At 33.3% G+C, this 22286-nt stretch carries 20 protein-coding genes; 12 read left to right on the top strand and 8 right to left on the bottom strand.

Going from position 1 to position 22286, the window contains the following annotated elements:
* Positions 1-76: 76 nt before the first annotated feature.
* The 4 genes from GFJ94_RS02580 to GFJ94_RS02565 all read left to right on the top strand — a co-directional run bounded on the left by GFJ94_RS02580 (position 77) and on the right by GFJ94_RS02565 (position 4473).
* Positions 77-925 (top strand): bifunctional 2-polyprenyl-6-hydroxyphenol methylase/3-demethylubiquinol 3-O-methyltransferase UbiG, encoded by an 849-nt coding sequence (locus GFJ94_RS02580; RefSeq protein WP_153200032.1) that lies wholly within the window; start codon positions 77-79, stop codon positions 923-925.
* A 241-nt stretch (positions 926-1166) separates the two neighbouring features.
* A complete protein-coding gene (locus GFJ94_RS02575; RefSeq protein ID WP_153200031.1) occupies positions 1167-1742 on the top strand; it encodes an OmpH family outer membrane protein in 576 nt (191 codons plus the stop codon).
* 76 nt (positions 1743-1818) lie between these two features.
* Positions 1819-4092, top strand: a complete 2274-nt coding sequence (locus GFJ94_RS02570) for a helix-turn-helix domain-containing protein (RefSeq protein WP_153200030.1) — start codon at positions 1819-1821, stop codon at positions 4090-4092.
* A 69-nt stretch (positions 4093-4161) separates the two neighbouring features.
* Positions 4162-4473 carry a GIY-YIG nuclease family protein gene (locus GFJ94_RS02565; RefSeq protein ID WP_153200029.1) on the top strand — a complete coding sequence of 104 codons (312 nt, stop codon included), beginning with the start codon at positions 4162-4164 and terminating at the stop codon, positions 4471-4473.
* Positions 4474-4655: 182 nt separating this feature from the next.
* Here the strand turns inward: GFJ94_RS02565 and GFJ94_RS02560 are convergent, their stop codons facing one another.
* Together GFJ94_RS02560 and GFJ94_RS02555 are read right to left on the bottom strand one after the other, a co-directional pair.
* Complete coding sequence (locus GFJ94_RS02560) at positions 4656-5045, bottom strand: DoxX family membrane protein (protein WP_153200028.1); 390 nt, start codon at positions 5043-5045, stop codon at positions 4656-4658.
* A gap of 2 nt (positions 5046-5047) precedes the next feature.
* A complete protein-coding gene (locus GFJ94_RS02555; protein WP_153200027.1) occupies positions 5048-6199 on the bottom strand; it encodes a DNA polymerase III subunit delta' in 1152 nt (383 codons plus the stop codon).
* 156 nt (positions 6200-6355) lie between these two features.
* Between GFJ94_RS02555 and pgk the strand changes: the two genes are divergently transcribed.
* The 4 genes from pgk to GFJ94_RS02535 all read left to right on the top strand — a co-directional run bounded on the left by pgk (position 6356) and on the right by GFJ94_RS02535 (position 10606).
* Positions 6356-7543 carry a phosphoglycerate kinase gene (pgk, locus tag GFJ94_RS02550; RefSeq protein WP_153200026.1) on the top strand — a complete coding sequence of 396 codons (1188 nt, stop codon included), beginning with the start codon at positions 6356-6358 and terminating at the stop codon, positions 7541-7543.
* 65 nt (positions 7544-7608) lie between these two features.
* On the top strand, positions 7609-9123 hold the full coding sequence (locus GFJ94_RS02545) for a lytic transglycosylase domain-containing protein (protein WP_153200025.1): 1515 nt from the start codon (positions 7609-7611) through the stop codon (positions 9121-9123).
* Between the two features lie 15 nt (positions 9124-9138).
* A complete protein-coding gene (locus GFJ94_RS02540) occupies positions 9139-10122 on the top strand; it encodes a DUF4837 family protein (protein ID WP_153200024.1) in 984 nt (327 codons plus the stop codon).
* Positions 10123-10159: 37 nt separating this feature from the next.
* Positions 10160-10606: a GNAT family N-acetyltransferase gene (locus tag GFJ94_RS02535; RefSeq protein ID WP_153200023.1), complete on the top strand. Its 447-nt coding sequence runs from the start codon at positions 10160-10162 to the stop codon at positions 10604-10606.
* 159 nt (positions 10607-10765) lie between these two features.
* On the opposite strand, the gene GFJ94_RS02530 is transcribed toward GFJ94_RS02535, so the two are convergent.
* The 6 genes from GFJ94_RS02530 to GFJ94_RS02505 all read right to left on the bottom strand — a co-directional run bounded on the left by GFJ94_RS02530 (position 10766) and on the right by GFJ94_RS02505 (position 18232).
* A complete protein-coding gene (locus GFJ94_RS02530; protein WP_153200022.1) occupies positions 10766-11617 on the bottom strand; it encodes an OmpA family protein in 852 nt (283 codons plus the stop codon).
* 1 nt (position 11618) lies between these two features.
* Complete coding sequence (locus GFJ94_RS02525; RefSeq protein WP_153200021.1) at positions 11619-13253, bottom strand: S41 family peptidase; 1635 nt, start codon at positions 13251-13253, stop codon at positions 11619-11621.
* A 73-nt stretch (positions 13254-13326) separates the two neighbouring features.
* Positions 13327-13698 (bottom strand): ribonuclease P protein component, encoded by a 372-nt coding sequence (gene rnpA, locus GFJ94_RS02520; protein ID WP_153200020.1) that lies wholly within the window; start codon positions 13696-13698, stop codon positions 13327-13329.
* A 49-nt stretch (positions 13699-13747) separates the two neighbouring features.
* Positions 13748-15625, bottom strand: a complete 1878-nt coding sequence (locus GFJ94_RS02515) for a M1 family metallopeptidase (RefSeq protein ID WP_153200019.1) — start codon at positions 15623-15625, stop codon at positions 13748-13750.
* A gap of 77 nt (positions 15626-15702) precedes the next feature.
* Complete coding sequence (locus tag GFJ94_RS02510; protein ID WP_153200018.1) at positions 15703-17298, bottom strand: S8 family peptidase; 1596 nt, start codon at positions 17296-17298, stop codon at positions 15703-15705.
* Between the two features lie 73 nt (positions 17299-17371).
* A complete protein-coding gene (locus tag GFJ94_RS02505; protein ID WP_153200017.1) occupies positions 17372-18232 on the bottom strand; it encodes an MBL fold metallo-hydrolase in 861 nt (286 codons plus the stop codon).
* A 144-nt stretch (positions 18233-18376) separates the two neighbouring features.
* Between GFJ94_RS02505 and GFJ94_RS02500 the strand changes: the two genes are divergently transcribed.
* From GFJ94_RS02500 to sufD, 4 genes are read left to right on the top strand one after another with little or no spacing between them, the layout of a single operon-like run.
* The gene (locus GFJ94_RS02500; protein ID WP_133609171.1) at positions 18377-18706 is read left to right on the top strand and encodes an iron-sulfur cluster assembly accessory protein; all 330 of its coding nucleotides are present in this window, start codon (positions 18377-18379) and stop codon (positions 18704-18706) included.
* 10 nt (positions 18707-18716) lie between these two features.
* Positions 18717-20165 carry a Fe-S cluster assembly protein SufB gene (sufB, locus tag GFJ94_RS02495; protein ID WP_153200016.1) on the top strand — a complete coding sequence of 483 codons (1449 nt, stop codon included), beginning with the start codon at positions 18717-18719 and terminating at the stop codon, positions 20163-20165.
* A gap of 36 nt (positions 20166-20201) precedes the next feature.
* Complete coding sequence (sufC, locus tag GFJ94_RS02490) at positions 20202-20954, top strand: Fe-S cluster assembly ATPase SufC (protein ID WP_153200015.1); 753 nt, start codon at positions 20202-20204, stop codon at positions 20952-20954.
* A 1-nt stretch (position 20955) separates the two neighbouring features.
* Positions 20956-22272: a Fe-S cluster assembly protein SufD gene (gene sufD / locus GFJ94_RS02485; protein WP_153200014.1), complete on the top strand. Its 1317-nt coding sequence runs from the start codon at positions 20956-20958 to the stop codon at positions 22270-22272.
* Positions 22273-22286: the final 14 nt, after the last annotated feature.

Here is a 22286-nt window from a genome sequence, read left to right as displayed (position 1 = left end):
TTCAGTAAAAAATGTTTCACGTGAAACAACGCCGTCAACCCTATTAAAATAAGCCTTTCGCACAAAAATAAAATAAATGAATTTTTTAGAAGATAAAAGTTTTATTACCGTTAAAGATTTTTCAGTTTCTGGAGAATCTTTTTCCTTGTTGTTAAATGAGGAATATCAAATCTTAAAAACGCATCCGCAACCTACGTTAGATAAATTAGGTTCGTATTACGAATTCGAAGATTATATCTCTCACACCGATGGAAAACGTACGTTGTTTGAAAAAATGTATCACTTCATCAAAAGAAAAGCAATTCGTGATAAAGTCAGTTTGATTAATTCGTACCAACCTTTGAAAGGAAGAATTTTAGACATTGGAGCCGGAACAGGAGATTTTCTTTTAGAAGCTAAAAATCAGAATTGGGAAATCTTAGGAATCGAACCTAATGATAAAGCAAAAGGAATTGCTGTTGGAAAAGGAATTAAATTTGGCGACACGATTGAAAAATTAGAAAGCAATTCGTTTGATGTGATTACCATGTGGCATGTTTTAGAACACGTTCCGGATGTTGAACATCAAGTTGCTGAATTGAAGCGTTTGTTGAAACCTTCGGGAACGATTATTATAGCGGTTCCTAATTTCAAATCGTACGATGCAAATCACTATAAAGAATTTTGGGCTGCTTATGATGTGCCACGACATTTGTGGCATTTCTCAAAAACAGCTATCGAAAATTTATTCGACAAACAAAATATGAATATAGAAGATATTAAACCAATGTGGTTTGATAGTTTTTATGTGTCACTTTTGTCAGAAAAATATAAAACTGGAAAAATGAATTTCATTTCAGGATTTTTTATTGGTTTGATCTCAAATGTGTCGGGATTCTTCAAAAAGGAGTTTTCATCACATATTTACGTGCTAAAAAACAAGTAAAAATCATTTTAAAGCGATTTTAGACATTTTTTCATTCAATTTGATATGATTTGTTGTCTATTTTTAAATGATTTATCTCAATTAATTTATAAAAGCCACTTTCTATAGCTTTAAACTATTAGATTGCGTTGTTTAAATAAGAAATCCTTATAATCGAAAAATAAATAAAAAAGCAACAAATTTGTTACTTTACAACTTATTATTACTTTTACGAAAAATTATTAATTACCAATATAGAAAAATGAAAAAATTAGTATTGATTTTAGGTGTTGCATTAAGCGTTTTAGCATGTAACAAAACAGAAACAAATTCAAAAGAATTTAAAACAGCATATATCAACACATCAGAAATAATCGAAAAATACGAAAAATTTAAAGATGAAGATGATAAATTCAAAGTTAAGTCGGAAGAATTAGGTCGTCCTTTAGAAGCTAAAGTTAGAGCTTTTCAAGCTGAAGCTCAAAATTTTCAAAAAAATGCTCAAGCAAAAGGACCACAATGGGCACAACAAATGGGTGCTTCATTACAACAAAGAGAACAACAATTAGGAATGGAGCAAAATGCTTTAATTCAACAATTACAGCAAGAAGGCGCCGTTTTAAAAGATACTTTAATTAGTGAAGTAAAAAAATTCATCAAAGATTACGGTAAAAAGAAAGGTTATGATTATGTATATGGAACAGGTGATGCTGCAACAATTTTGTATGCGAAAGACAATTATGACATTACAAAGGATGTTTTAAAAGAATTAAATGAGGCTTACAAATCGACAAAGAAAGACGACAAAGTAGCCACTAAGGAAGAAGAGAAAAAATAATTGAAAGTCCCGAGTAATCGGGACTTTTTTATTTATAATCGTTTCTATATATTTGTATTTCAAATTTATATGCCAAATGGAACCATTATCAGCCGCAGCTAGTTACACCCTCCGATTTATTAATCAAACCAATAAATCCATCTTCCTTACCGGAAAAGCTGGAACCGGAAAAACCACACTTTTAAAGGAAATTATCGCCACAACACACAAAAACACAGTTGTTGTCGCACCTACCGGAATTGCCGCTTTGAATGCAAATGGCGTTACGATTCATTCGATGTTTCAATTGCCTTTTGCGGCTTTTATTCCTGATAATAAGCAACTTCCACATTTTTCAGACACTTTAAAATTTGAAAATCGCGATTCTCTTGGACGTCATTTCAAAATGAATAACGTGAAACGTTCCGTAATTCGAAATATGGAATTGTTAGTTATCGATGAAGTTTCCATGCTACGTGCTGATGTGTTAGATGCGATGGATTTTATGATGCGAAAAGTACGCAGAAACGAAAGACCTTTCGGTGGAGTACAAGTTTTATTTATAGGAGATTTATTACAATTACCACCAGTAGTGAAAAATGAAGAATGGGAAATGCTAAAGAATTATTATCGAGGTATGTTCTTTTTTCATTCGCACATTATCCAGCAATATCCGCCTTTATACATCGAATTAGATAAAATTTTTCGTCAAACCGATACCGAGTTTATTGATGTTTTGAACAATTTACGACACAATAAAATTACTTCGGAAGATGTCAAGATTCTAAATCAATTTGTACAACCCAATTTTGATCTGAAGAAAAATAAAGGTTTTATCATTTTAACCACACACAATTCTAAAGCCGATACCATAAATGCGCAGTCATTAAAAGATTTAGAGGGGAAACAATTCACTTATTTACCAGAAATCACAGCTGATTTTCCTGAAAAAATTTATCCATTAGAAGAAAAATTGCAACTTAAAGTCGGAGCGCAAGTCATGTTTATTAAAAACGATTTGAATTTCGAAAAGCAATTTTTCAACGGAAAAATGGGCGTCATAAGTTCGTTAACCGAAAAGGAAATTTTTGTTCATTTTCCTGAAGAAAACAAAACGATTGAAGTCGAACGCTACGAGTGGCAAAATATTCGCTACAAAGTCAACGAAAATACTAAAGAAATAGAAGAAGAAGTCATCGGAACTTTTGTCCACTACCCTATCAAGTTAGCATGGGCAATTACTGTACATAAAAGTCAAGGGTTAACATTTGACAAAGCAGCGCTCGATGTATCGCAAGTTTTTGCGCCTGGACAAGCGTATGTGGCTTTATCGCGTTTACGTTCGTTAAAAGGGCTTATTTTGCTTTCTCCGTTGCGAATGAATGGCATTTCAAGCGATGAAGAAGTGCTTAATTATGCCGAAAACAAAGCTTCGGAAGAAATCTTACAACATTCGTTAGCTAAAGAAACCTTGATTTTCTGGTTGAATACTTTACTTAATTCATTTGATTTCAAAGAATTAGGTCAAGAATGGCGCAATCATTTATTTAGTTATAATTCCGAAGCACCGAAATCGCCAAAAACAAAGCATAACAATTGGGCAAAAACGCAACAACAAAAAATAGCTGAAATTTTAGAACCTTCTGGAAAATTTCTATCGCAATTGCAGAAAATTTTCTACGTTGAAAATTTGGATGTGAATTTCATAAAAGAACGTTGTGATGCGGCTTATCAATATTTTTTCAAAACGTTAGATGTTGTTGCTGAAGAATTGTTGTTGAAAATTGAAGAAGTCAAACGCATCAAAAAAGTAAAAACGTTTCATGATGAATTACTGGTGTTAGAAGAACTCCAAATCAAAGCGATTTTACAACTTAAAAAAGCAAAATTACTCACCAACATCATTGTCGAAGGAAAAGAAATTTCGAAGAAAAATTTAATTTCGGAAGACATGAGTACCTACAAAATCAATAAGTTAGTGGTTGTGGCAGAACGCTTTAGAACTTCGCATGCTGCTTTAGTAGAAGACGATGAAGATGTTTCGTATTACACCGATTCGAAAAAGAAAAAAACAAAAGAGCCAAAAAAATCGACTTACGAAGATACGCTAGAATTGTGGAAACAAAACTTATCGATTTACGAAATTGCGAAACAGCGAAAGCTAACACCACAAACGATTTACAACCATTTTGCTAAGTTAATTCAAATGGAAATTGTGCAAATTTCCGACATTTTACCAGAAGATAAAATTTCGGATTTAAAAGCCGCTTTCAAAGATTTTAAAGGTGAAAGTTTGGGCGAATTAAAAGAAATCCACGGCGATACATTCACTTGGGACGAGTTGCGATTGTATAAAGCGAGTTTGGGTTAAATAGAATTTTACCCTCAAAGTTGTCATGCTGTCAAGCATCTCACATATAACACTTTAAAAGCCAAAATCATGATCGAATTCACAGAAGGAATCTACAACTTTTACGTTTACATTCTAACAAACAAAGCCAAAACCGTTCTTTACACAGGAGTTACAAATAATCTAAAAAGAAGATTAGAAGAACACAATGAAAAACTAAATCCAAACAGTTTTACAGCAAAATACAACCTTAATTATTTGATTTATTACGAAAAATATGGCTGGATTCAACAAGCAATTGCCAGAGAAAAGGAAATTAAACTTTTAAGAAGAGACTTGAAAATGGAGTTAATAAAAGAATTCAATCCCAACATGGAATTTTTGAATAAACGCTTTTCATAAGAAGTAAAAGAGATGCTTAACAGCATGACAAACGTTGTGTTGATGTTTTTGCGATTATTTTACTCTCAAATTTGTCATGCTGCTAAGCATCCCACACAAAGTTTAAACCCATTTTTTCCACATGAAGTTTGTCATGCTGTTAAGCATCTCTTGAACAAGTGAAATCTCTTTTGGACCAAAAATCAATTCAACCAAAAAACCACTAAAACGGCTGGAATAAAGTAAATAACAATAGTTCTTGCGCCATCGTAATCTTTTGCTAAACGTTGACCAAACAAAAGGAAAAGTAACGTAATACAAGACAAAATTGCACCATAAAAACCTAAACCTCTAATTACTACATCTTGTACTAAGTGTTGGATAATTCCCGAAACACATAAAATTCCAGAAACTACTTCCAATAAAAGAACAATTCCTAAAGCAAACGGAACTTGTTTGGCTAAAATCGTATTCGCAAAATGTCCATTAAGCCATTCTACATTGCCTTTCCAATCTTTAATTTTATCATATCCAGATTGTAAAAAAGTGATGGCTAAAAAAGCTAAAACTAAAAGAGGAGCAACTTGTATCATAATTATGCGTTTTTATGGATTAATCGTGTTAGTTTTATGGATAAATCGGTTAAGATGATTTTGCTATTTCCGTTTCTTTCAATGTGGTAAATAGCATCTTCTAATTCTTTGTAAATATCTGAAATATTGGCGCCATTTACAAACGGAGCAAATTTTTCCAATTCAAATTTAGGCACTTTTGTTTCTAGGAAAACCAAATCATTCGCTTGATAATTAAGCAATAAAGCTTGTCTGAAAAAGTGAATGCAATAGTGTAAAAATTGTTTTTGCGTTTCTCTTCCGGTAGATGCAATGTTTTCGCTCCAAGCAATTAAATCGTTAATAGCTGCTGCATTTCCTTTGGCACGAAAAGCACTTCTTACCCATTCCACAAACCATTCGTCAAACGGAAATTCATCGTCTTCTTTTCGTAAAAAATGCAAAGCTTTGTTATAATTTCCTTCACTTTGATGTGCGATTTTTTTAGCAACTATTGGCTCACAATTTTCACATGAAACCAGAGCTTCTGCAATTACACTTTCGCTCAAACCAATGAAATCAATCACTTGACAACGGGAAAGAATGGTTTGCAACATATCGCTCGTGCTTTCGGTAATTAAAATAAAAACGGTTTTAGCTGGTGGTTCTTCTAATAATTTCAATAATTTATTTGCCGAAGGACCATTCATTTTATCCGCCATCCAAATGATCATGACTTTGTAACCACCTTCGTAGGCTTTTAACGCTAACTTCTTATTGATTTCAGTAGCTTCATCAACACCAATTAAACCTTGCTTGTTTTGAATTCCGAGGTTTTTCAACCAATCAAACAAACTTCCATAAGGTGATTCGGTTAAAAATTGGCGCCATTCTACCATGAAATTATCACTAACTGCATGACTTTTTATGCTATCTGTAGTGGCAACTGGAAAAACAAAATGCAAATCGGGATGCGAAAAATGTTCGAATTTTAGGTTACAAGTGGTGTTTTTGCCTACATTTTCTCCACCAATATTGCCACACAAAATATATTGCGCATATGCAATCGCCATAGGAAGTGTACCACAACCTTCGGGACCCACAAACAACTGTGCGTGCGGAATTCTTCCGGCTTCGGCACTCTTAGTTAAGTGATTTTTAATATGTTCCTGTCCTAAAATATCTCTAAAAAGCATGGAACAAACCTAATCAAAAATTACCAAAATTGGTAGAAAAGAAATCAAAAAAAAGGTTTTGCAAGATTTAAAAAAAACACAAAATATGATATTTGTTATAAAGATTTAAAATACAATAATTTATATTTGCAATCATCCGAATTAAAAAATCAATAAATGAAAACACTTAACGACTTCAATTTCAATAACAAAAGAGCAATTATCCGAGTAGATTTTAATGTGCCTTTAGATGAAAATTTTAAAGTTACCGATGCTACAAGAATCGAGGCAGCAAAGCCAACAATTGACAAAATTTTGAAAGATGGAGGAAGTGTTATTTTAATGAGTCACCTAGGAAGACCAAAAGGAGTTGAAGCCAAATATTCGTTACAACATATCGTTGCAAAAACAGAAGAAATTTTAGGTCAAAAAGTACATTTTGCATCGGATTGTATTGGAGAAGTTGCTGAAAATGCAGCAAAAAATCTACAACCAGGCGAAATTTTATTATTAGAAAATTTACGTTTTTATGCCGAAGAAGAAAAAGGAGATTTAGAATTTTCTAAAAAATTAGCTTCTTTGGGTGATATTTATGTGAATGACGCATTTGGAACAGCGCACAGAGCACACGCTTCAACAACTATTATTGCTCAGTTTTTCCAAGATGCAAAATGCTTCGGTTATTTGTTAGCCAAAGAAATTGAAAGTATCGAAAAAGTTTTGAAAAATTCAGAAAAACCAGTGGTTGCAATTTTGGGAGGAAGTAAAGTTTCTTCAAAAATTACGGTTATTGAAAATATTTTAGACAAAGTAAACCACATGATTATTGGTGGTGGAATGACATTTACTTTTGTGAAAGCTTTAGGAGGAAAAATTGGAGATTCTATTTGTGAAGACGATAAATTAGAATTGGCCATCGAAATTTTAAAACAAGCTAAAGAGAAAGGGGTTCAAATTCATATACCTGTTGATGTAATTGCTGCAGATGCTTTTTCAAATGATGCTAACACACAAGTAGTAGATGTAAAACAAATTCCAGATGGATGGCAAGGTTTAGATGCTGGACCAAAATCATTAGAAATTTTTAAACAAATTTTATTAGATTCAAAAACAATTCTTTGGAATGGTCCGTTAGGTGTTTTTGAAATGGAAACGTTTTCAAAAGGAACAATTTCCTTAGGAGAATTTATTGCAGAATCTACAACAAACGGAGCTTTTTCGTTAGTAGGTGGTGGTGATAGTGTGGCTGCTGTGAAGCAATTTGGATTAGAACCTAAGATGAGTTACGTTTCTACCGGTGGTGGAGCGATGTTAGAAATGCTGGAAGGCAGAACCTTACCTGGAATTGCAGCTATTTTAGATTAAGAATACAATAAAATGCTGGTTATTAAGTTATTAATGATTAGCACGCCCCAAAAACAAAAAACAGAATGAAAAAAAGTTTAATACTAACATCACTTTTTCTGTCGCTTTTTAGTTTAGCACAAGAGAACGCAGAAAAAGAGAATTTACTTTCGTTGCCTAAAATGTCTTATTTAGATTCATTGAAAACAACGTTTGTAAATCATAGCACAAGTAATTGTATTGATGAAAGATGGTTATCAGAATTAGCCAGCACGGAATTATCTGAAAATATGTTTTCTGATATTTCAAATTTCAATGCAGATACCGAAGTAAGTTACGAATTATCAACTGAATTATTAAAAAAGCGATTGGCAAAAATGGATGCTAAATCGCCTTTTAATATTGAATATCATCCAGCATTAGAAAACACGATTAAAGCTTTTTTGAAAAATCGTCCAAGAGCGTTTGAGCGTTTAATGGCAATTTCTGAATATTATTTCCCAATGTTTGAAGAGCATTTAGCAAAATATAACATTCCGTTAGAATTAAAATATTTAGCTATAGTAGAATCTGCATTAAACCCAAGAGCAAAATCACGCGTTGGAGCTTCTGGTTTGTGGCAATTTATGTATCCAACAGGAAAACAATTCAATTTAGAAGTTACTTCTTATGTAGATGAGCGTTACGATCCTTTGAAAGCAACGGAAGCAGCTTGTCAGTATTTATCAAGTTTGTATGGTATTTTTGGGGATTGGAGTATGGTTTTAGCAGCATACAATTGCGGACCAGGAAACGTTTCAAAAGCTATACGTCGCTCGGGCGGAAGTCATAATTATTGGAACATTCGTAAAAATCTTCCAAAGGAAACTGCAAATTATGTTCCTGCCTTTTTAGCTACTTTTTATATTTACGAGTTCAAAAAAGAACACGGAATTACGCCTAAAAAAGCACCTTTAACGTATTTTGAAACCGATACAATCATGGTGAAAAAGCAAATGTCGTTTAAACATATTGCGGAGTTATTGGATATTTCGGAAGAGCAGATAGAGTTTTTAAATCCGATTTATAAATTGAAGGTAATTCCATTTGAAGCAGACGAAGCGCATTATTTGCGTTTACCAAAAAATAAAATGGGATTATTTGTTTCTAATGAAGAAAAAATTTACGCCTATTTAGAATATTTAGATTCTTCCAAAGAAAAAACAAAAACAGATTTTATTCCAACATCAAAAGATTCTACTTATGTTGAAAGTTCTAAAATCGAAAGAAAAACACAGTATCACACTATTAAAAGCGGGGAAAGTTTAGGTAAAATTGCAGATAAGTATAACGTTTCCATTTCCGAATTAAAAAAATGGAATCATATTAAAGGGAATGTTATTCAGGCTGGAAAAAAGTTAAAAATTTATTCTGATAAAAAAGTAATTGTTAAATCAGACTCTAAACCTAACAATGACGGGACTTATACTGTTAAAAATGGCGATTCGTTATTCTCTATTTCAAAACAATTTCAAGGCGTTTCTATAGAAGATTTAAAAAAATGGAACGATATTAGTGGTGACAATATACAACCCGGAATGAAATTGAAAATTAACGGATAAATAATTGTTTTCACCATGAAAAAAATAGCCATTTTAACTTTTGTAGCCTTATCTTTTTTGTCTTGTAAAGAAACTTCGAAAGAAGACCAAAAAGCCGTATTATCTGAATCTAATGGAAAATTAAATAATGTTTCAATTATTATCGATGATAATTTATGGAACGGAGAAATTGGAGACAGTATTCGTAAAAAGTTTGCTGCGCCTGTTGATGGATTGCCTCAAGAAGAACCATTGTTCACTTTAAATCAATATCCTACAAAAGTTTTTGAAGGATTTGTAAGAAAAAGTAGAAATATCATAATTGTAAAAAAAGACAAGGAAGCTGGTTTTGCTTCAAATGTTGATAAATTTGCTAAGCCACAGAATGTTTTTTTTATTTCAGGAACGGATACAGAAGACGTTTTGAATGTTTTAGAAGAAAAATCATCTGAAATAATCAAAAACATTAAATCTTCCGAAATCATTGAGAATCAAATTCGAATGAAGAAATCGTTGGTTTCGGATGCGCAAGTTCAAAAAAAGTTTGGTGTGAGTTTACAAATCGGCTTTGGATACAAATACGATATGGTGAAAGACAATTTCATTTGGTTACGAAAAGAATTTACCTCAGGTTATAACAGTATTTTAATTTACGCTGTGCCAATTAGCACTGTAGAAAAAGATAACAATGTCATCGCAAACATTACAGCAATGCGTGATGAAATTGGAAAAGCTAACATTCACGGAACACTACCAAATACTTGGATGATTACAGAAGCAGCTTATGCACCTTATTTATTTGATGTAAACGTTGCAGGTAGAAAAACCTATTTAACCAAAGGAACTTGGGAATTGAAAAACGATTTCATGGCTGGACCTTTTGTTAATTACGCCATCAAAGACACCAAAAATAATCGTTATTTAATTTTGGAAGGATTCACTTATAATCCGTCAAAATCGAAGCGTGATTTAGTTTTCGAATTGGAAGCCATTATTCAATCTGTTAAGTTTTTAAAATAATATCAAGTTCCCTTCATTGGGAACTTCTTTTTTTATCATGGAAATAACATTCAAAATAAAGCGATTTAACGAGCTTTCTACAGCCGAACTATATTCTGTGCTGCAACTTCGCTCTAAAGTGTTTGTGGTGGAGCAAAATTGCGTTTATCAAGACATTGACGGCAAAGATGAGAAAGCACATCACGTTTTAGGCTATTACAATGGCGATTTGGCAGCGTATTCTCGTTTGTTTAACAAAGGCTATTATTTTGAAGAAACTTCAATTGGACGAGTAGTGGTAAGCCCAAAATACCGCGATAAAAAATTTGGTCACGACTTAATGCGCGTTTCTATAGAAGCGATTAAAGAAAATTTCAACGAAACTGCTATAACCATTTCCGCTCAAGAATATCTAAAAAAATTCTACAAATCACACGGATTTACCCAAACCAGCGAAATGTATTTGGAAGATGATATTCCGCATATTCAGATGAAGAGGAGTTAGGAGTATTGAAATCGTTTTCCACGTCTAGTTTGTCACGCTGTTAAGCGTCTCTTTTAAACAAAAGGAACACAAAGAAGGCATAAAGTTCACTAAGATTTAGTTTCAAGTTTCAAGTTTTGAAATTTTGTTTGAACTTGCCTTTGCCCTTGAAATTAAATTTTACTTCTTCGGTTCTATAGCAACCACATCGTTTTTAGTAATTAAAAGCTCCACTCTTCGGTCTAAAGTGCTTCCTTTTTTTAGTGATTGTGTGTTGCCATATCCTTTAAATGTCATACGTGTTCTACTAATACGTTTCATCAAAAAGTAATTATACACTCTTTTGGCACGGTTAATAGATAATTCACGTTTTTTAGTATGACGATCAACAGCTTCTTTTTGAAAGGTTGGCGTACAACAAACGTGACCTTGAATCTCGAAGTGAATGTTTTTGTATTTGTGTAATTCTAAGGCAATTCGGTCTAATTCTTTCTTGGCTTTGTAGGTTAATTGGCTACTTCCTCTTTCAAACAAAACGTGGTCAAGATAAATTCTATCGCCTACAATTCTATCTTTTTTAATCGTACTATAAACACCAGGAATTTTTAAATCTTCAATTACAATAGGTTTAAAATTCACAACTACGTCTACTCTTCGGTTTTTAGAACGCGCTTCTGGAACGTTTGTTTGCATGTCTTCATCAAGCATGATTCTACCTTTTCCTTCAAGCGTAATGATAATTTTACTTTTAATACCTCTTTCAATCAACTTATTTTTTACAGTATTGGCTCTATTGGTTGATAAAGTGTAATTGTAAGCATCTTTTCCTCTATCATCACAATAACCAAAAATTTGAACCGATTCGATTCGTGTTGTATCAATTTTGCTTACAAAGGCAACAACGGCATCAGCTTGTTCATCTTTTAAACTATATTTATCAAATTCGAAGAATATCGAGTGTACTTCTTCATCTTCTTGAGCAAAGGAAACAACTGTAAAAAGTAAAAATAGTAGGGAAAATAAACGTGTCATCTTATTTTTTTAATATCGATATGTATTGGGTTTGATTGTTCAATAAAGCAATTGCCTTTTCAATTTCTATATTTTCTTTGGTGTAAAATTGATATAAGCCTTCGCGATATTGGTAACGTGTAATTAAATCTTCCTGAATTAGTTTTTTGATTTGGTTCTTGTTTTTGTCTAATTCCAATTCTTGATTTTTTTCAATAGCCAATTCCAATTGTTTGTACTCATTCGCAATTTGAGCATCAATCTTTTCTTTTTTGGCAGTTTCTAGCACGTTTTTTAGCGCTTTATTTGTTTCTGTGTCTAAACTAATTTTTTCTTGTTTCAAATACGTTTTAAAAGCATTATAATCGGCATCACTTACTGTTGGTATTCCATTTAACGTTGGATTTTTATAATACCACTGTGTTCCAAAGTTAAAAATCGCATCCGTTTTAGTAACAGCGTCGGTTATATTAGCCAATTTAGTTTCCTCAATTTGAATATCAGGTAAAACGCCTCCACCATCATAAACGGTTCTTCCAGCTTTGGTTTTAAAAGCATTGAAATCGTCTTGTGATTTTTTTATGGCTTTTCCGTTTTCGTCTTTTTTTGAATAATCCAAAGCTTGAATACATCTTCCAGAAGGTGTGTAATATCTTGAAATTGTTACTTTTACTTGCGTTCCGTAAGATAAATCTAATGGGCGTTGTACCAAACCTTTTCCAAAACTTCTTGATCCTAAAACCACTCCTCTATCTAAATCTTGAATGGCTCCTGCGACAATTTCTGAAGCCGATGCGCTTTTTCCATCAACAATTACTACTAATGGAATTTCTAAATCGATAGGTTCGTTTTTAGTACGATATTCCGAATTATGTTTTGGGTTTTTCGATTTGGTCGTAACAATCAATTCGTTTTTCGGAACGAAAAGATTACAAATATTCACTGCTTCATGCAACAAACCACCCGGATTTCCTCTTAAATCTAAAATGATTTTAGTGGCACCTTGTTTTTTTAAATCCAACAAAGCATTTTTAGTTTCAAAACTAGCTTTATCAGTAAATTTACTTAGAACAATATAACCTGTATTGTCTTTTAAAAGCGCTAAAAATGGAACTGCTTTTATTTCAACATCGTCTAAAATAATGGTTGCGTTTTGCGTTTTTCCTTGACGAATGTATTGAATTTCAACTTTTGTGTTCTTAGCACCACGAAACAATTGCGATGCGTCTTCTTTGTATTCTTTTAAGCTAATATCTCCAATTTGAATTACCTCATCGCCAGCTTTTAATCCAGCTTTATCAGCAGGAAACCCTTTATAAATTTCTTTCAAAAACACTTTTCCGTCTCTTCTTTGCACCATAGCGCCAATTCCGGTGTATTCGCCCGTATTGTTGATTTTGAATTTTAAAACATCTTGTTCGTTAAAGAAAACGGTATACGGATCCAATTCCTTAAGCATGTTTTTAATGGCAATATCCATCATTTCGCCTGGATTGGTTTCATCCACGTAGTTTTGGTTGACGGTTTTGAAAAGTCCGGTGAAAATTTCGATTTGTTTCGCAATTTCAAAAAAGTCGTTCTTGAAACTAACACCTACAAAAAGGAATGTTGCCGCAACAACGGGAATGATTATTTTTCTACTGAAATAACGTTTCATGTATAGAAGTATTGATTGATACGAGTTTACGAAAGTAAAGAATCTTGAGCAAAAATTAAACCAAAAGTACAATTTACTTCTGCCTTTCGTTGAATTTTTGAAAAAGTTGGATGGTTTTCTCTTCAATTTCTTGATAAGAAAGGTGCTCTTTTGTTTGATAGAAAAACATAAATGCATGCGGTTTTTCTAAATGATCAATTAAAATATGCTTGTTTAAACGATAGGTTTCGCGCAAAACACGTTTGAAATAATTTCGGTCCACTGCTTTTTTGAAGTATTTTTTTGATACCGAAACACCCATTTTAATCAGTTCTGCATTAGGTTCTATATTTTCAACATAAACTAAACGTAAAGGATATTTTGAAACCGATTTCCCTTCCGAAAACAACAAGTCAATTGTAGTTTTGCTTTTTAATTTTTCGTTTTTAGGATAAGTGAATTTCATGAAGCAAAGGTATAAAAAAAGCCGACTCTTGAAAGTCGGCCTCTAAGTACTATTTTTTTAAAAAAATATTGTCTTCTTTGTTTATATCCGCCATTAAATTTTCTGGGTCAATGGTGATAGATTTTATTTTAGCTTTTGGTTTTGCAATTTCAAAAGTGAAAGTAGGATGTGCCCAATCCCAACCTTTTAAAACATTTCCTTTAATTCCAGCATAAGGATTTGGTTTATCCCATCGCATTAACGTATTTGGAATGTAGAAAAATTCTTTGGTTCCATCAGTATATTCTACCATAACGTCTAATGGCATTGGCATTCTTCCTTTTCTTTCAAAAATTACTTTTGTGTTTGCAGCGTTTGCTTCAGAAACTTCTTTAATGCTGTAATCAATCGTATTGGTTGTCAGTGTCCAATCTAACAAATACCAATCTAAATTAGCGCCAGAAACTTTCTCAGCAACTCGTTTAATGTCATTTGGAGTTGGATGCGTGAATTTATATTCGTTATAAAATCTTTTTATGGTTTTGTTGAGGTTTTCTTGCCCAATTAAATAACCCAATTGCGCCAGAAACACTTCTCCTTTACTGTAAGCTGAAATACCATACGCCATATTTAAATCATAACGATCTGCGTGTGTAGAAAGAGGTTGCTCTTTTCCTGATTTTGCCAAGTAAATGTAGTTTTTATAAGAATCTTCAAACGGATTTTCTGGTGTTTTTGGAGGCAAAATTTTGTTCATCGCTAAGTTAGAAATGTACGACGTAAAACCTTCGTCCATCCATTCGTGTTTGGTTTCATTGGTAGCTAATACAAATTGGAACCATGAATGCGCCATTTCGTGTGCGGTTACACCAACTAAACTTCCAAAAGCTCTATTTCCAGTAATTAAAGTACACATGCCATATTCCATTCCGCCATCACCACCTTGGATAACTGAATATTGTTTGTATGGATATTGTCCAACATTTTCATTGAAAAACGCCAACAATTCCGCTGTTTTAGGTTGCATTTTTTTCCAATTTTCTAAATTTTCTTTCTTGTTTTTGTACAAGAAATGCAATTCTACATTATTTGGACCTAAAATCATGTCGTGTATGAATTCGTTATCCGCTCCCCAAGCAAAATCATGTACGTTTGGTGCATAAAAATGCCAAGTTAGATTTTTGGTTTTCTTTGGATGAACCACATTTACACCCGCATCTTGATAACCATGACCGATTTCGTTTTTATTTTGTAAATAACCTGTTCCGCCAATAGTGTACGTTTTGTCAATCGTGATTTTCACATCAAAATTTCCCCAAACACCATGAAACTCTCTTGCTATGTATGGATTAGCATGCCAACCTTCGAAATCATATTCGCATAATTTTGGATACCATTGCGTCATCGATAAGGCAACGCCTTCTTCTGACATTCTTCCTGAACGACGAATTTGCAACGGCACTTGACCATCAAAATCTAAGGAAAGCGTAGTTTTTTGTTTTGGTAAAATAGCTTTTGCTAACGTAACTTCTAAAATTGTACCAACAATTTTTGTAGTTGCAGTAGCACCATCTTGTTTGAAATTAGCGATTTTTAAATAGCCAATTTCATTTGGTTTCAACGTACTAATTCTACTTTCTTTTACATCTTTACCTTCTTTTTTAAAGGTTTTTACCATGCGCTTATCAGGATCAGAAATGGCTTGAAGTCTTGCATCCATTTCGCTTCCCGGTTGAAAGGCATTATTGTACAAATGATAATACACTTTGTGTAGCGTATCATTAGAATTATTGGTGTAAATAATTTCTTGTTTTCCAGTATATTGAAATTTTTTCACATCCATTTTCACATCCATTTTATAGTCAACGTGTTGTTGCCAATACCCTGGATTTGGATTATTTTGTGCGAAACCAATACAAGAAGTAAGTAAAAAAAGTAATTTTTTCATAAATCAATTTTTAAAAGAAAAACCTACAAGAATTTGACAACCTGTAGGTTTTGGTTTTTACTAAAGTAGTGAAATTTTTATTTTTTCGCCATTTTTTCAGCTAATAGCAATGCATTGTATGCATTTACGATTCTACCTGATTTTGAAGCGTCAGCAAAATTAGCTTTGTGTTTGTCTTCTCCAATCGTTACTGTGTTTTTCAACGGAGTACCACTTTCCATAATAATTTGTTTTACTTGAACCGCAGTTAAACTTGGATAGTAAGAACGAATTAATGTTGCTACACCAGCTACGTTAGGTGAAGCCATTGAAGTTCCTTGTAAATATTCGTAAGTGTTTAATGGAGTAGTAGCATAAATTTTTTCTCCTGGTGCAAAAATATCAACATTGTTTTTTCCGTAATTAGAAAAATCAGCTACCATTTTGCTTCCATAAGTTGGCGCTAAAGCTCCGATAATTAGAACATTTTTAGCATACTCTGGAAAGTTGTCATAGGTATCGTTAGGATATTTGTTCGTAACATCTAAATCGTATGATTCGTTACCAGCAGCGATAACTACTAATACGTCTTTCGATTCTGCATATTTGATAGCATCGATAACCCATTCTTTGTTTTGAGAAAAATATTTTCCAAAAGAACCGTTGATTACTTTTGCACCATTATCTACTGCATAACGAATTCCTAAAGCGATATCTTTATCATATTCATCACCATTTGGAACAGCTCTAATTGCCATTATTTGAGCGTTGTTTGTAACACCATCTCCACCTTTATTGTTGCCTCTAACTTGAGCTACAATTCCTGCAACGTGTGTTCCGTGTTTTGCTTCTTTTGGCTCTGGACCAACTACGTTATTGTTACCGTATTTGGTGTCTTTTAAATCGTTTGGATTGTCACCTACAATTTTTCTACCATCAAATTCTACATTTAAATTGTAGTTCATTTGACCATAAATATAATCCTTGAATTCTTCAATTTGTTTGTCGAAATCTGGTTTTGAAGTAGTACTTAAAACTTGCATAAAAACAGCTTTTGGTTGAGCCAAAGATGTTTCAGTTGCTGGAATTGCTTTAACTTCCTCTAAAGTAAAATTACTTTTCTTGAAGTAAGTAGCTAATTGTTTTTCAGCATTTAGAATAAAATCTAATTGTTGTTTTTGAGGTGTAAGTCCTTTTAATTCTTCTTCTAATTTTGCTTTCGCTTTATCATAATCTGGAGTTCCAGGACCTTTTTTAACAATACGTGTCATTTCTAATTGCTCATGAACTGCGTTTCCTAAGAAATTCCATCCGTGCATATCGTCAATGTAGCCGTTTTTGTCATCGTCAATTTTATTTCCAGCAATTTCTTTTGGATTGGTCCAAATCACCGCTTTTAAATCTTCGTGGTTGATGTCTACACCCGAATCTACTATTCCTACGATAACTTTTTGTCCTTTTTTGCCTTTTAGTAATTCTTTGTGAGCTTTGTCTACACTCATTCCAGGAAGCGTATCTTTTACTAAGTCTAAATGACTCCAGCGTTGCAAATCATTTTCAGCAACAGTAGTTGTTTTTAAAGGTAAATTATCAATATTTTCAACCGGAGTTGATACCATTTTTTGCGATCCACAACTTGCTAAAACAAGTCCTAAAGCTAAGCTTAAATACAGTGGTCTAAAAATTTTCTTCATATTCTCAATTAATTAATTTCAGTTATTGGACTGAAGTGTTTTGTATTTGTTACAGTTATAGTTGTTTTTAACTTTATTTTAAAATGTCTTCACATTTGAAAATTTCTTTTAATCGAACTCCTTTTTCGGTATGCTGAACTGTTATAATTTGATTGTGAGCATCGTGTTCTAGCCATAAATAATAATTATTGTCTGCAGCGTTGTTTAAAAATATTTGTTTTTCATCCATTGATAATAATGGTCTTGTGTCGTACCCTGTTACATAAGGTATTGGAATATGGCCTGCAGTTGGGAGCATATCGGCACAAAAAACAATGGTTTTTCCGTTGTAGTTGATGTGAGGTAACATTTGTTTTTCTGTATGACCATCAGCGTAGAAAATATCAAACCCTAATTCGCTTGAAAAACCAAAATCACTATTCGGGCGATTGATAAATTGTAATTGTCCACTTTCTTGCATTGGGATTAAATTTTCATGCAGAAATGATGCTTTTTCACGAGCATTTGGTTTTGTTGCCCACTCCCAATGATTGTCATTCGTCCAAAATTTTGCATTTTTAAAAGCGACTTCGTAACCCGTTTTATCTTTGTTCCAGTTTACACTTCCACCACAATGGTCAAAATGCAAATGCGTCATGAACACATCTGTAATATCATCGCGATGAAAACCAGCATTTTTTAATGATTTATCTAAAGAGAGATCACCCCAAAGTGAATAATATCCAAAGAATTTCTCCGATTGTTTATTTCCCATTCCGGTATCAATCAACGTCAATCGGTTTCCATCTTCAATTAATAAGCATCTTGCAGCAATATCAATCAAATTATTTTCGTCGGCTGGATTGGTTTTATTCCAAATGGTTTTAGGCACTACACCAAACATGGCGCCACCATCTAATTTAAAATTTCCGGCTTCAATAGGATGTATTTTCATGGTCAAAACAATTTTCAGCCAAATTACAAAAAATACTATAAATAGAAACTATGAATCGATAAGTTATAAAAATGTTAGCAACTCTTGTAAAAAGCAATTTAAGGCTTATCTTTGCAGTTAATTTAGACAAAATCAAAATAAGAAATGATTAAAGTATCTGATACAGCAAGTAAAAAAATCATCAGCATGATGCAAGAAGATGGTTTTGATGCAGCCAAAGATTACGTGCGAGTAGGCGTAAAAAGTGGTGGTTGCTCGGGTTTGTCTTATGATTTAAAATTCGACAAAGAAATAGGAGAAAACGATAAAATATTTGAAGATAATAATGTAAAAATTGCTGTTGAGAAAAAGAGTTTTCTTTATTTGGCAGGAACAATATTAGAGTTTTCGGGTGGTTTAAACGGAAAAGGATTTGTTTTTAACAATCCAAATGCACAAAGAACGTGTGGATGTGGAGAGAGTTTCTCTCTATAAATCAAAAAATATGAGTAAATATACTGAGGACGACTTAAAAGTCGAATTAGAAAATAAAGAATACGAATACGGATTTTATACCGAATTGGACTCGGAAACGTTTCCTATTGGGTTAAATGAAGACATTGTTCGTGCGATTTCAAAGAAAAAAGAAGAGCCAGAATGGATGACAGAATGGCGTTTAGAAGCTTTTCGTGCTTGGCAAGAAATGATTGAGCCAGAATGGGCAAACGTGCATTATGAAAAACCAGATTTTCAAGCGATTTCATATTATTCGGCACCTAAAAAAGCCGATCCGAATAAAAAACTAGAAGATGTTGACCCAGAACTTTTGGCGATGTACAAAAAGTTAGGAATTTCGGTTGATGAACAAAAGAAAATGAACAATGTAGCGATTGATATCGTGGTAGATTCGGTTTCTGTAGCAACTACTTTTAAGAAAACATTAAACGAAAAAGGCATTATTTTCTGTTCGATTTCGGAAGCAATTAAAGAACATCCTGAATTAGTTCAAAAATATTTAGGAACCATTGTTCCCCAGAAAGATAATTTTTATGCGGCTTTAAATTCTGCGGTTTTCTCTGACGGAAGTTTCTGTTACATTCCAAAAGGCGTTCGTTGTCCTATGGAATTATCAACCTATTTCCGAATCAATCAAGGAGGCACAGGTCAGTTTGAAAGAACGTTACTAATTGCCGATGAAGGAAGTTATGTTTCTTATTTAGAAGGTTGTACGGCTCCAAGTCGTGATGAAAATCAATTGCATGCAGCTGTTGTAGAATTAATTGCAATGGATGATGCCGAAATTAAATATTCAACGGTTCAAAACTGGTATCCAGGAAACAAAGAAGGAAAAGGTGGCGTTTATAACTTTGTAACCAAAAGAGGTTTGTGCGAGAAAAACGCTAAAATTTCATGGACACAAGTAGAAACGGGTTCGGCTGTAACTTGGAAATATCCATCGGTTGTTTTAAAAGGTGATAATTCAATTGGTGAATTTTACTCAATCGCCGTTACTAATAATTTCCAACAAGCCGATACTGGAACGAAAATGATTCACTTGGGTAAAAATTCCAAATCGACGATTATTTCCAAAGGAATTTCTGCAGGAAAATCACAAAATAGTTATAGAGGATTAGTGCAAATAGGAGCAAGAGCTGAAAACGCGCGTAACTTCTCTCAATGTGATTCGCTTTTAATGGGGAATAATTGTGGTGCACACACGTTTCCATATATCGAAAGCAAAAATGCTTCGGCAAAAATCGAACACGAAGCTACGACTTCAAAAATTGGAGAAGACCAAGTGTTTTATTGTAACCAACGTGGCATTCCAACCGAAAAAGCCATAGCCTTAATCGTAAACGGATTCAGTAAAGAAGTATTGAATAAATTACCAATGGAATTTGCAGTGGAAGCCCAAAAATTATTGGAAATTTCGTTAGAAGGCTCTGTAGGATAATCAATCATAAATTAGAATAAATAACACATTTACAAAATGTTACAAATAAAAAATTTACACGCTTCGGTAGAAGACAAAGACATATTAAAAGGAATCAACCTTGAAATTAAAGCAGGAGAAGTTCATGCGATTATGGGACCAAACGGTGCCGGAAAATCTACCTTATCTTCTATCATTGCTGGAAACGAAAACTATGAAGTTTCTCAAGGCGAAATCTTTTTAGACGGTGAAGAAATCTCAGAATTAGCACCAGAAGAAAGAGCGCACAAAGGTGTTTTCTTATCGTTTCAATATCCAGTGGAAATTCCAGGAGTTTCGGTAACGAATTTCATCAAAACGGCAATCAACGAAAGCAGAAAAGCCAACGGAAAAGAGGAAATGCCAGCGAATGAAATGTTGAAGTTAATTCGTGAAAAATCAGAATTATTGGAAATGGACAGAAAATTCTTGTCGCGTTCGTTAAACGAAGGTTTTTCGGGTGGTGAAAAGAAACGTAATGAGATTTTTCAAATGGCAATGTTAGAACCAAAAATCGCAATTTTGGACGAAACCGATTCAGGTTTAGATATCGATGCTTTACGTATTGTTGCAAACGGAGTTAATAAATTAAAAAACGAAAACAATGCTGTTTTAGTGATTACACATTACCAACGTTTGTTAGATTATATCGTTCCAGATTTTGTTCACGTTTTAATGGACGGAAAAATCGTAAAAACTGGTGGAGCTGATTTAGCTTTAGAACTAGAAGAAAAAGGATACGACTGGATTAAAAACGAACAAGCAGTATAAAATGGAGTTGAAAGATAAATTATTGGCTTCTTTCATGGCTTTTGAAGAAAAGATTGATACACATTCTGAACTTCATGAGTTAAGAAGTCACGCCATAAAAAATTTCGAGAGTAAAGGTTTTCCGACTAAAAAAGAGGAAGCTTGGAAATACACGTCGTTAAATTCGATTTTAAAAAATGATTTCTCGGTTTTCCCAAAGAAAGAAAATGCGATTGAATTTAAAGACGTAAAAAAGTATTTCTTACATGAAATAGATACGTATAAAGTAGTTTTCATCGACGGAATTTTCAGTTCGTTTTTGTCTTCTACTACACATGATGGTTTAGATGTTTGTTTGATGTCTTCGGCATTGACAAAACCTAAATACAAAATGATTGTGGATACGTATTTCAATCAAATTGCAAATAAAGAAGATAGTTTAACGTCTTTGAATACTGCATTTTCATTGGAAGGCGCTTATATCAACATTCCGAAAAGTAAAGTAGTAGATAAACCAATTGAAATCATCAATTTCTCAACAGGAAATGAAGCGGCTTTGATGGTACAACCTCGAAACTTAATTATTGTAGGTGAAAACGCTCATGTGCAAATTGTAGAGCGTCATCAAAGTTTGAACAGTAATCCAGTATTGACCAATTCGGTTACCGAGATTTTCGCTCAAAAACGTGCTATTGTTGATTATTACAAAGTTCAAAACGATGAGCAAACTGCCAATTTGATTGACAACACTTACATTGCGCAAAAGCAAGAGAGTAGAGTAGCGGTACATACGTTTTCGTTTGGCGGAAACATCACAAGAAACAACTTGAATTTCTATCATCAAGGTGAAAGAATTGATTCAACCTTGAAAGGAATTACCATTATTGGCGATAAACAACACGTAGATCATTATACGTTAGTGCAACACGCAACACCAAATTGCGAAAGCCACCAAAACTATAAAACGATTTTACACGATAGTTCAACTGGTGTTTTCAATGGAAAAATCTTCGTAGAAAAAGAAGCGCAAAAAACCGATGCATTCCAACAAAACAACAATATTTTAATTGGCGATAAAGCTACTATCAACGCAAAACCACAATTGGAAATTTTTGCCGATGATGTAAAATGTTCACACGGTTGTACGATTGGACAGTTAGACGAAAGCGCGATGTTCTACATGCAACAACGTGGAATTCCTAAAAAAGAAGCAAAAGCTTTGTTGATGTATGCTTTCACAAGTGAAGTAACCAATAGTATTAGAATACCAGAATTAAAAACGAAAATTGCTCGTATTATCGCCGATAAATTAGGGGTAAATATGGGATTTGATTTGTAGATATGTCATTGCGA

It is taken from the genome of Flavobacterium sp. LMO8 (assembly GCF_009495755.1).
Taxonomy (GTDB): domain Bacteria; phylum Bacteroidota; class Bacteroidia; order Flavobacteriales; family Flavobacteriaceae; genus Flavobacterium.
This window is presented reverse-complemented; position numbering and strand designations above follow the sequence as displayed.

What these genes read in the sequence shown, in the direction of transcription:
- GFJ94_RS02580 (WP_153200032.1), top strand. Translation starts at nt 77, where the DNA reads ATGAATTTTTTAGAAGATAAAAGTTTTATTACCGTTAAAGATTTTTCA.
- GFJ94_RS02575 (WP_153200031.1), top strand. Translation starts at nt 1,167, where the DNA reads ATGAAAAAATTAGTATTGATTTTAGGTGTTGCATTAAGCGTTTTAGCA.
- GFJ94_RS02570 (WP_153200030.1), top strand. Translation starts at nt 1,819, where the DNA reads ATGGAACCATTATCAGCCGCAGCTAGTTACACCCTCCGATTTATTAAT.
- GFJ94_RS02565 (WP_153200029.1), top strand. Translation starts at nt 4,162, where the DNA reads ATGATCGAATTCACAGAAGGAATCTACAACTTTTACGTTTACATTCTA.
- GFJ94_RS02560 (WP_153200028.1), bottom strand. Translation starts at nt 5,045, where the DNA reads ATGATACAAGTTGCTCCTCTTTTAGTTTTAGCTTTTTTAGCCATCACT.
- GFJ94_RS02555 (WP_153200027.1), bottom strand. Translation starts at nt 6,199, where the DNA reads ATGCTTTTTAGAGATATTTTAGGACAGGAACATATTAAAAATCACTTA.
- pgk (WP_153200026.1), top strand. Translation starts at nt 6,356, where the DNA reads ATGAAAACACTTAACGACTTCAATTTCAATAACAAAAGAGCAATTATC.
- GFJ94_RS02545 (WP_153200025.1), top strand. Translation starts at nt 7,609, where the DNA reads ATGAAAAAAAGTTTAATACTAACATCACTTTTTCTGTCGCTTTTTAGT.
- GFJ94_RS02540 (WP_153200024.1), top strand. Translation starts at nt 9,139, where the DNA reads ATGAAAAAAATAGCCATTTTAACTTTTGTAGCCTTATCTTTTTTGTCT.
- GFJ94_RS02535 (WP_153200023.1), top strand. Translation starts at nt 10,160, where the DNA reads ATGGAAATAACATTCAAAATAAAGCGATTTAACGAGCTTTCTACAGCC.
- GFJ94_RS02530 (WP_153200022.1), bottom strand. Translation starts at nt 11,617, where the DNA reads ATGACACGTTTATTTTCCCTACTATTTTTACTTTTTACAGTTGTTTCC.
- GFJ94_RS02525 (WP_153200021.1), bottom strand. Translation starts at nt 13,253, where the DNA reads ATGAAACGTTATTTCAGTAGAAAAATAATCATTCCCGTTGTTGCGGCA.
- rnpA (WP_153200020.1), bottom strand. Translation starts at nt 13,698, where the DNA reads ATGAAATTCACTTATCCTAAAAACGAAAAATTAAAAAGCAAAACTACA.
- GFJ94_RS02515 (WP_153200019.1), bottom strand. Translation starts at nt 15,625, where the DNA reads ATGAAAAAATTACTTTTTTTACTTACTTCTTGTATTGGTTTCGCACAA.
- GFJ94_RS02510 (WP_153200018.1), bottom strand. Translation starts at nt 17,298, where the DNA reads ATGAAGAAAATTTTTAGACCACTGTATTTAAGCTTAGCTTTAGGACTT.
- GFJ94_RS02505 (WP_153200017.1), bottom strand. Translation starts at nt 18,232, where the DNA reads ATGAAAATACATCCTATTGAAGCCGGAAATTTTAAATTAGATGGTGGC.
- GFJ94_RS02500 (WP_133609171.1), top strand. Translation starts at nt 18,377, where the DNA reads ATGATTAAAGTATCTGATACAGCAAGTAAAAAAATCATCAGCATGATG.
- sufB (WP_153200016.1), top strand. Translation starts at nt 18,717, where the DNA reads ATGAGTAAATATACTGAGGACGACTTAAAAGTCGAATTAGAAAATAAA.
- sufC (WP_153200015.1), top strand. Translation starts at nt 20,202, where the DNA reads ATGTTACAAATAAAAAATTTACACGCTTCGGTAGAAGACAAAGACATA.
- sufD (WP_153200014.1), top strand. Translation starts at nt 20,956, where the DNA reads ATGGAGTTGAAAGATAAATTATTGGCTTCTTTCATGGCTTTTGAAGAA.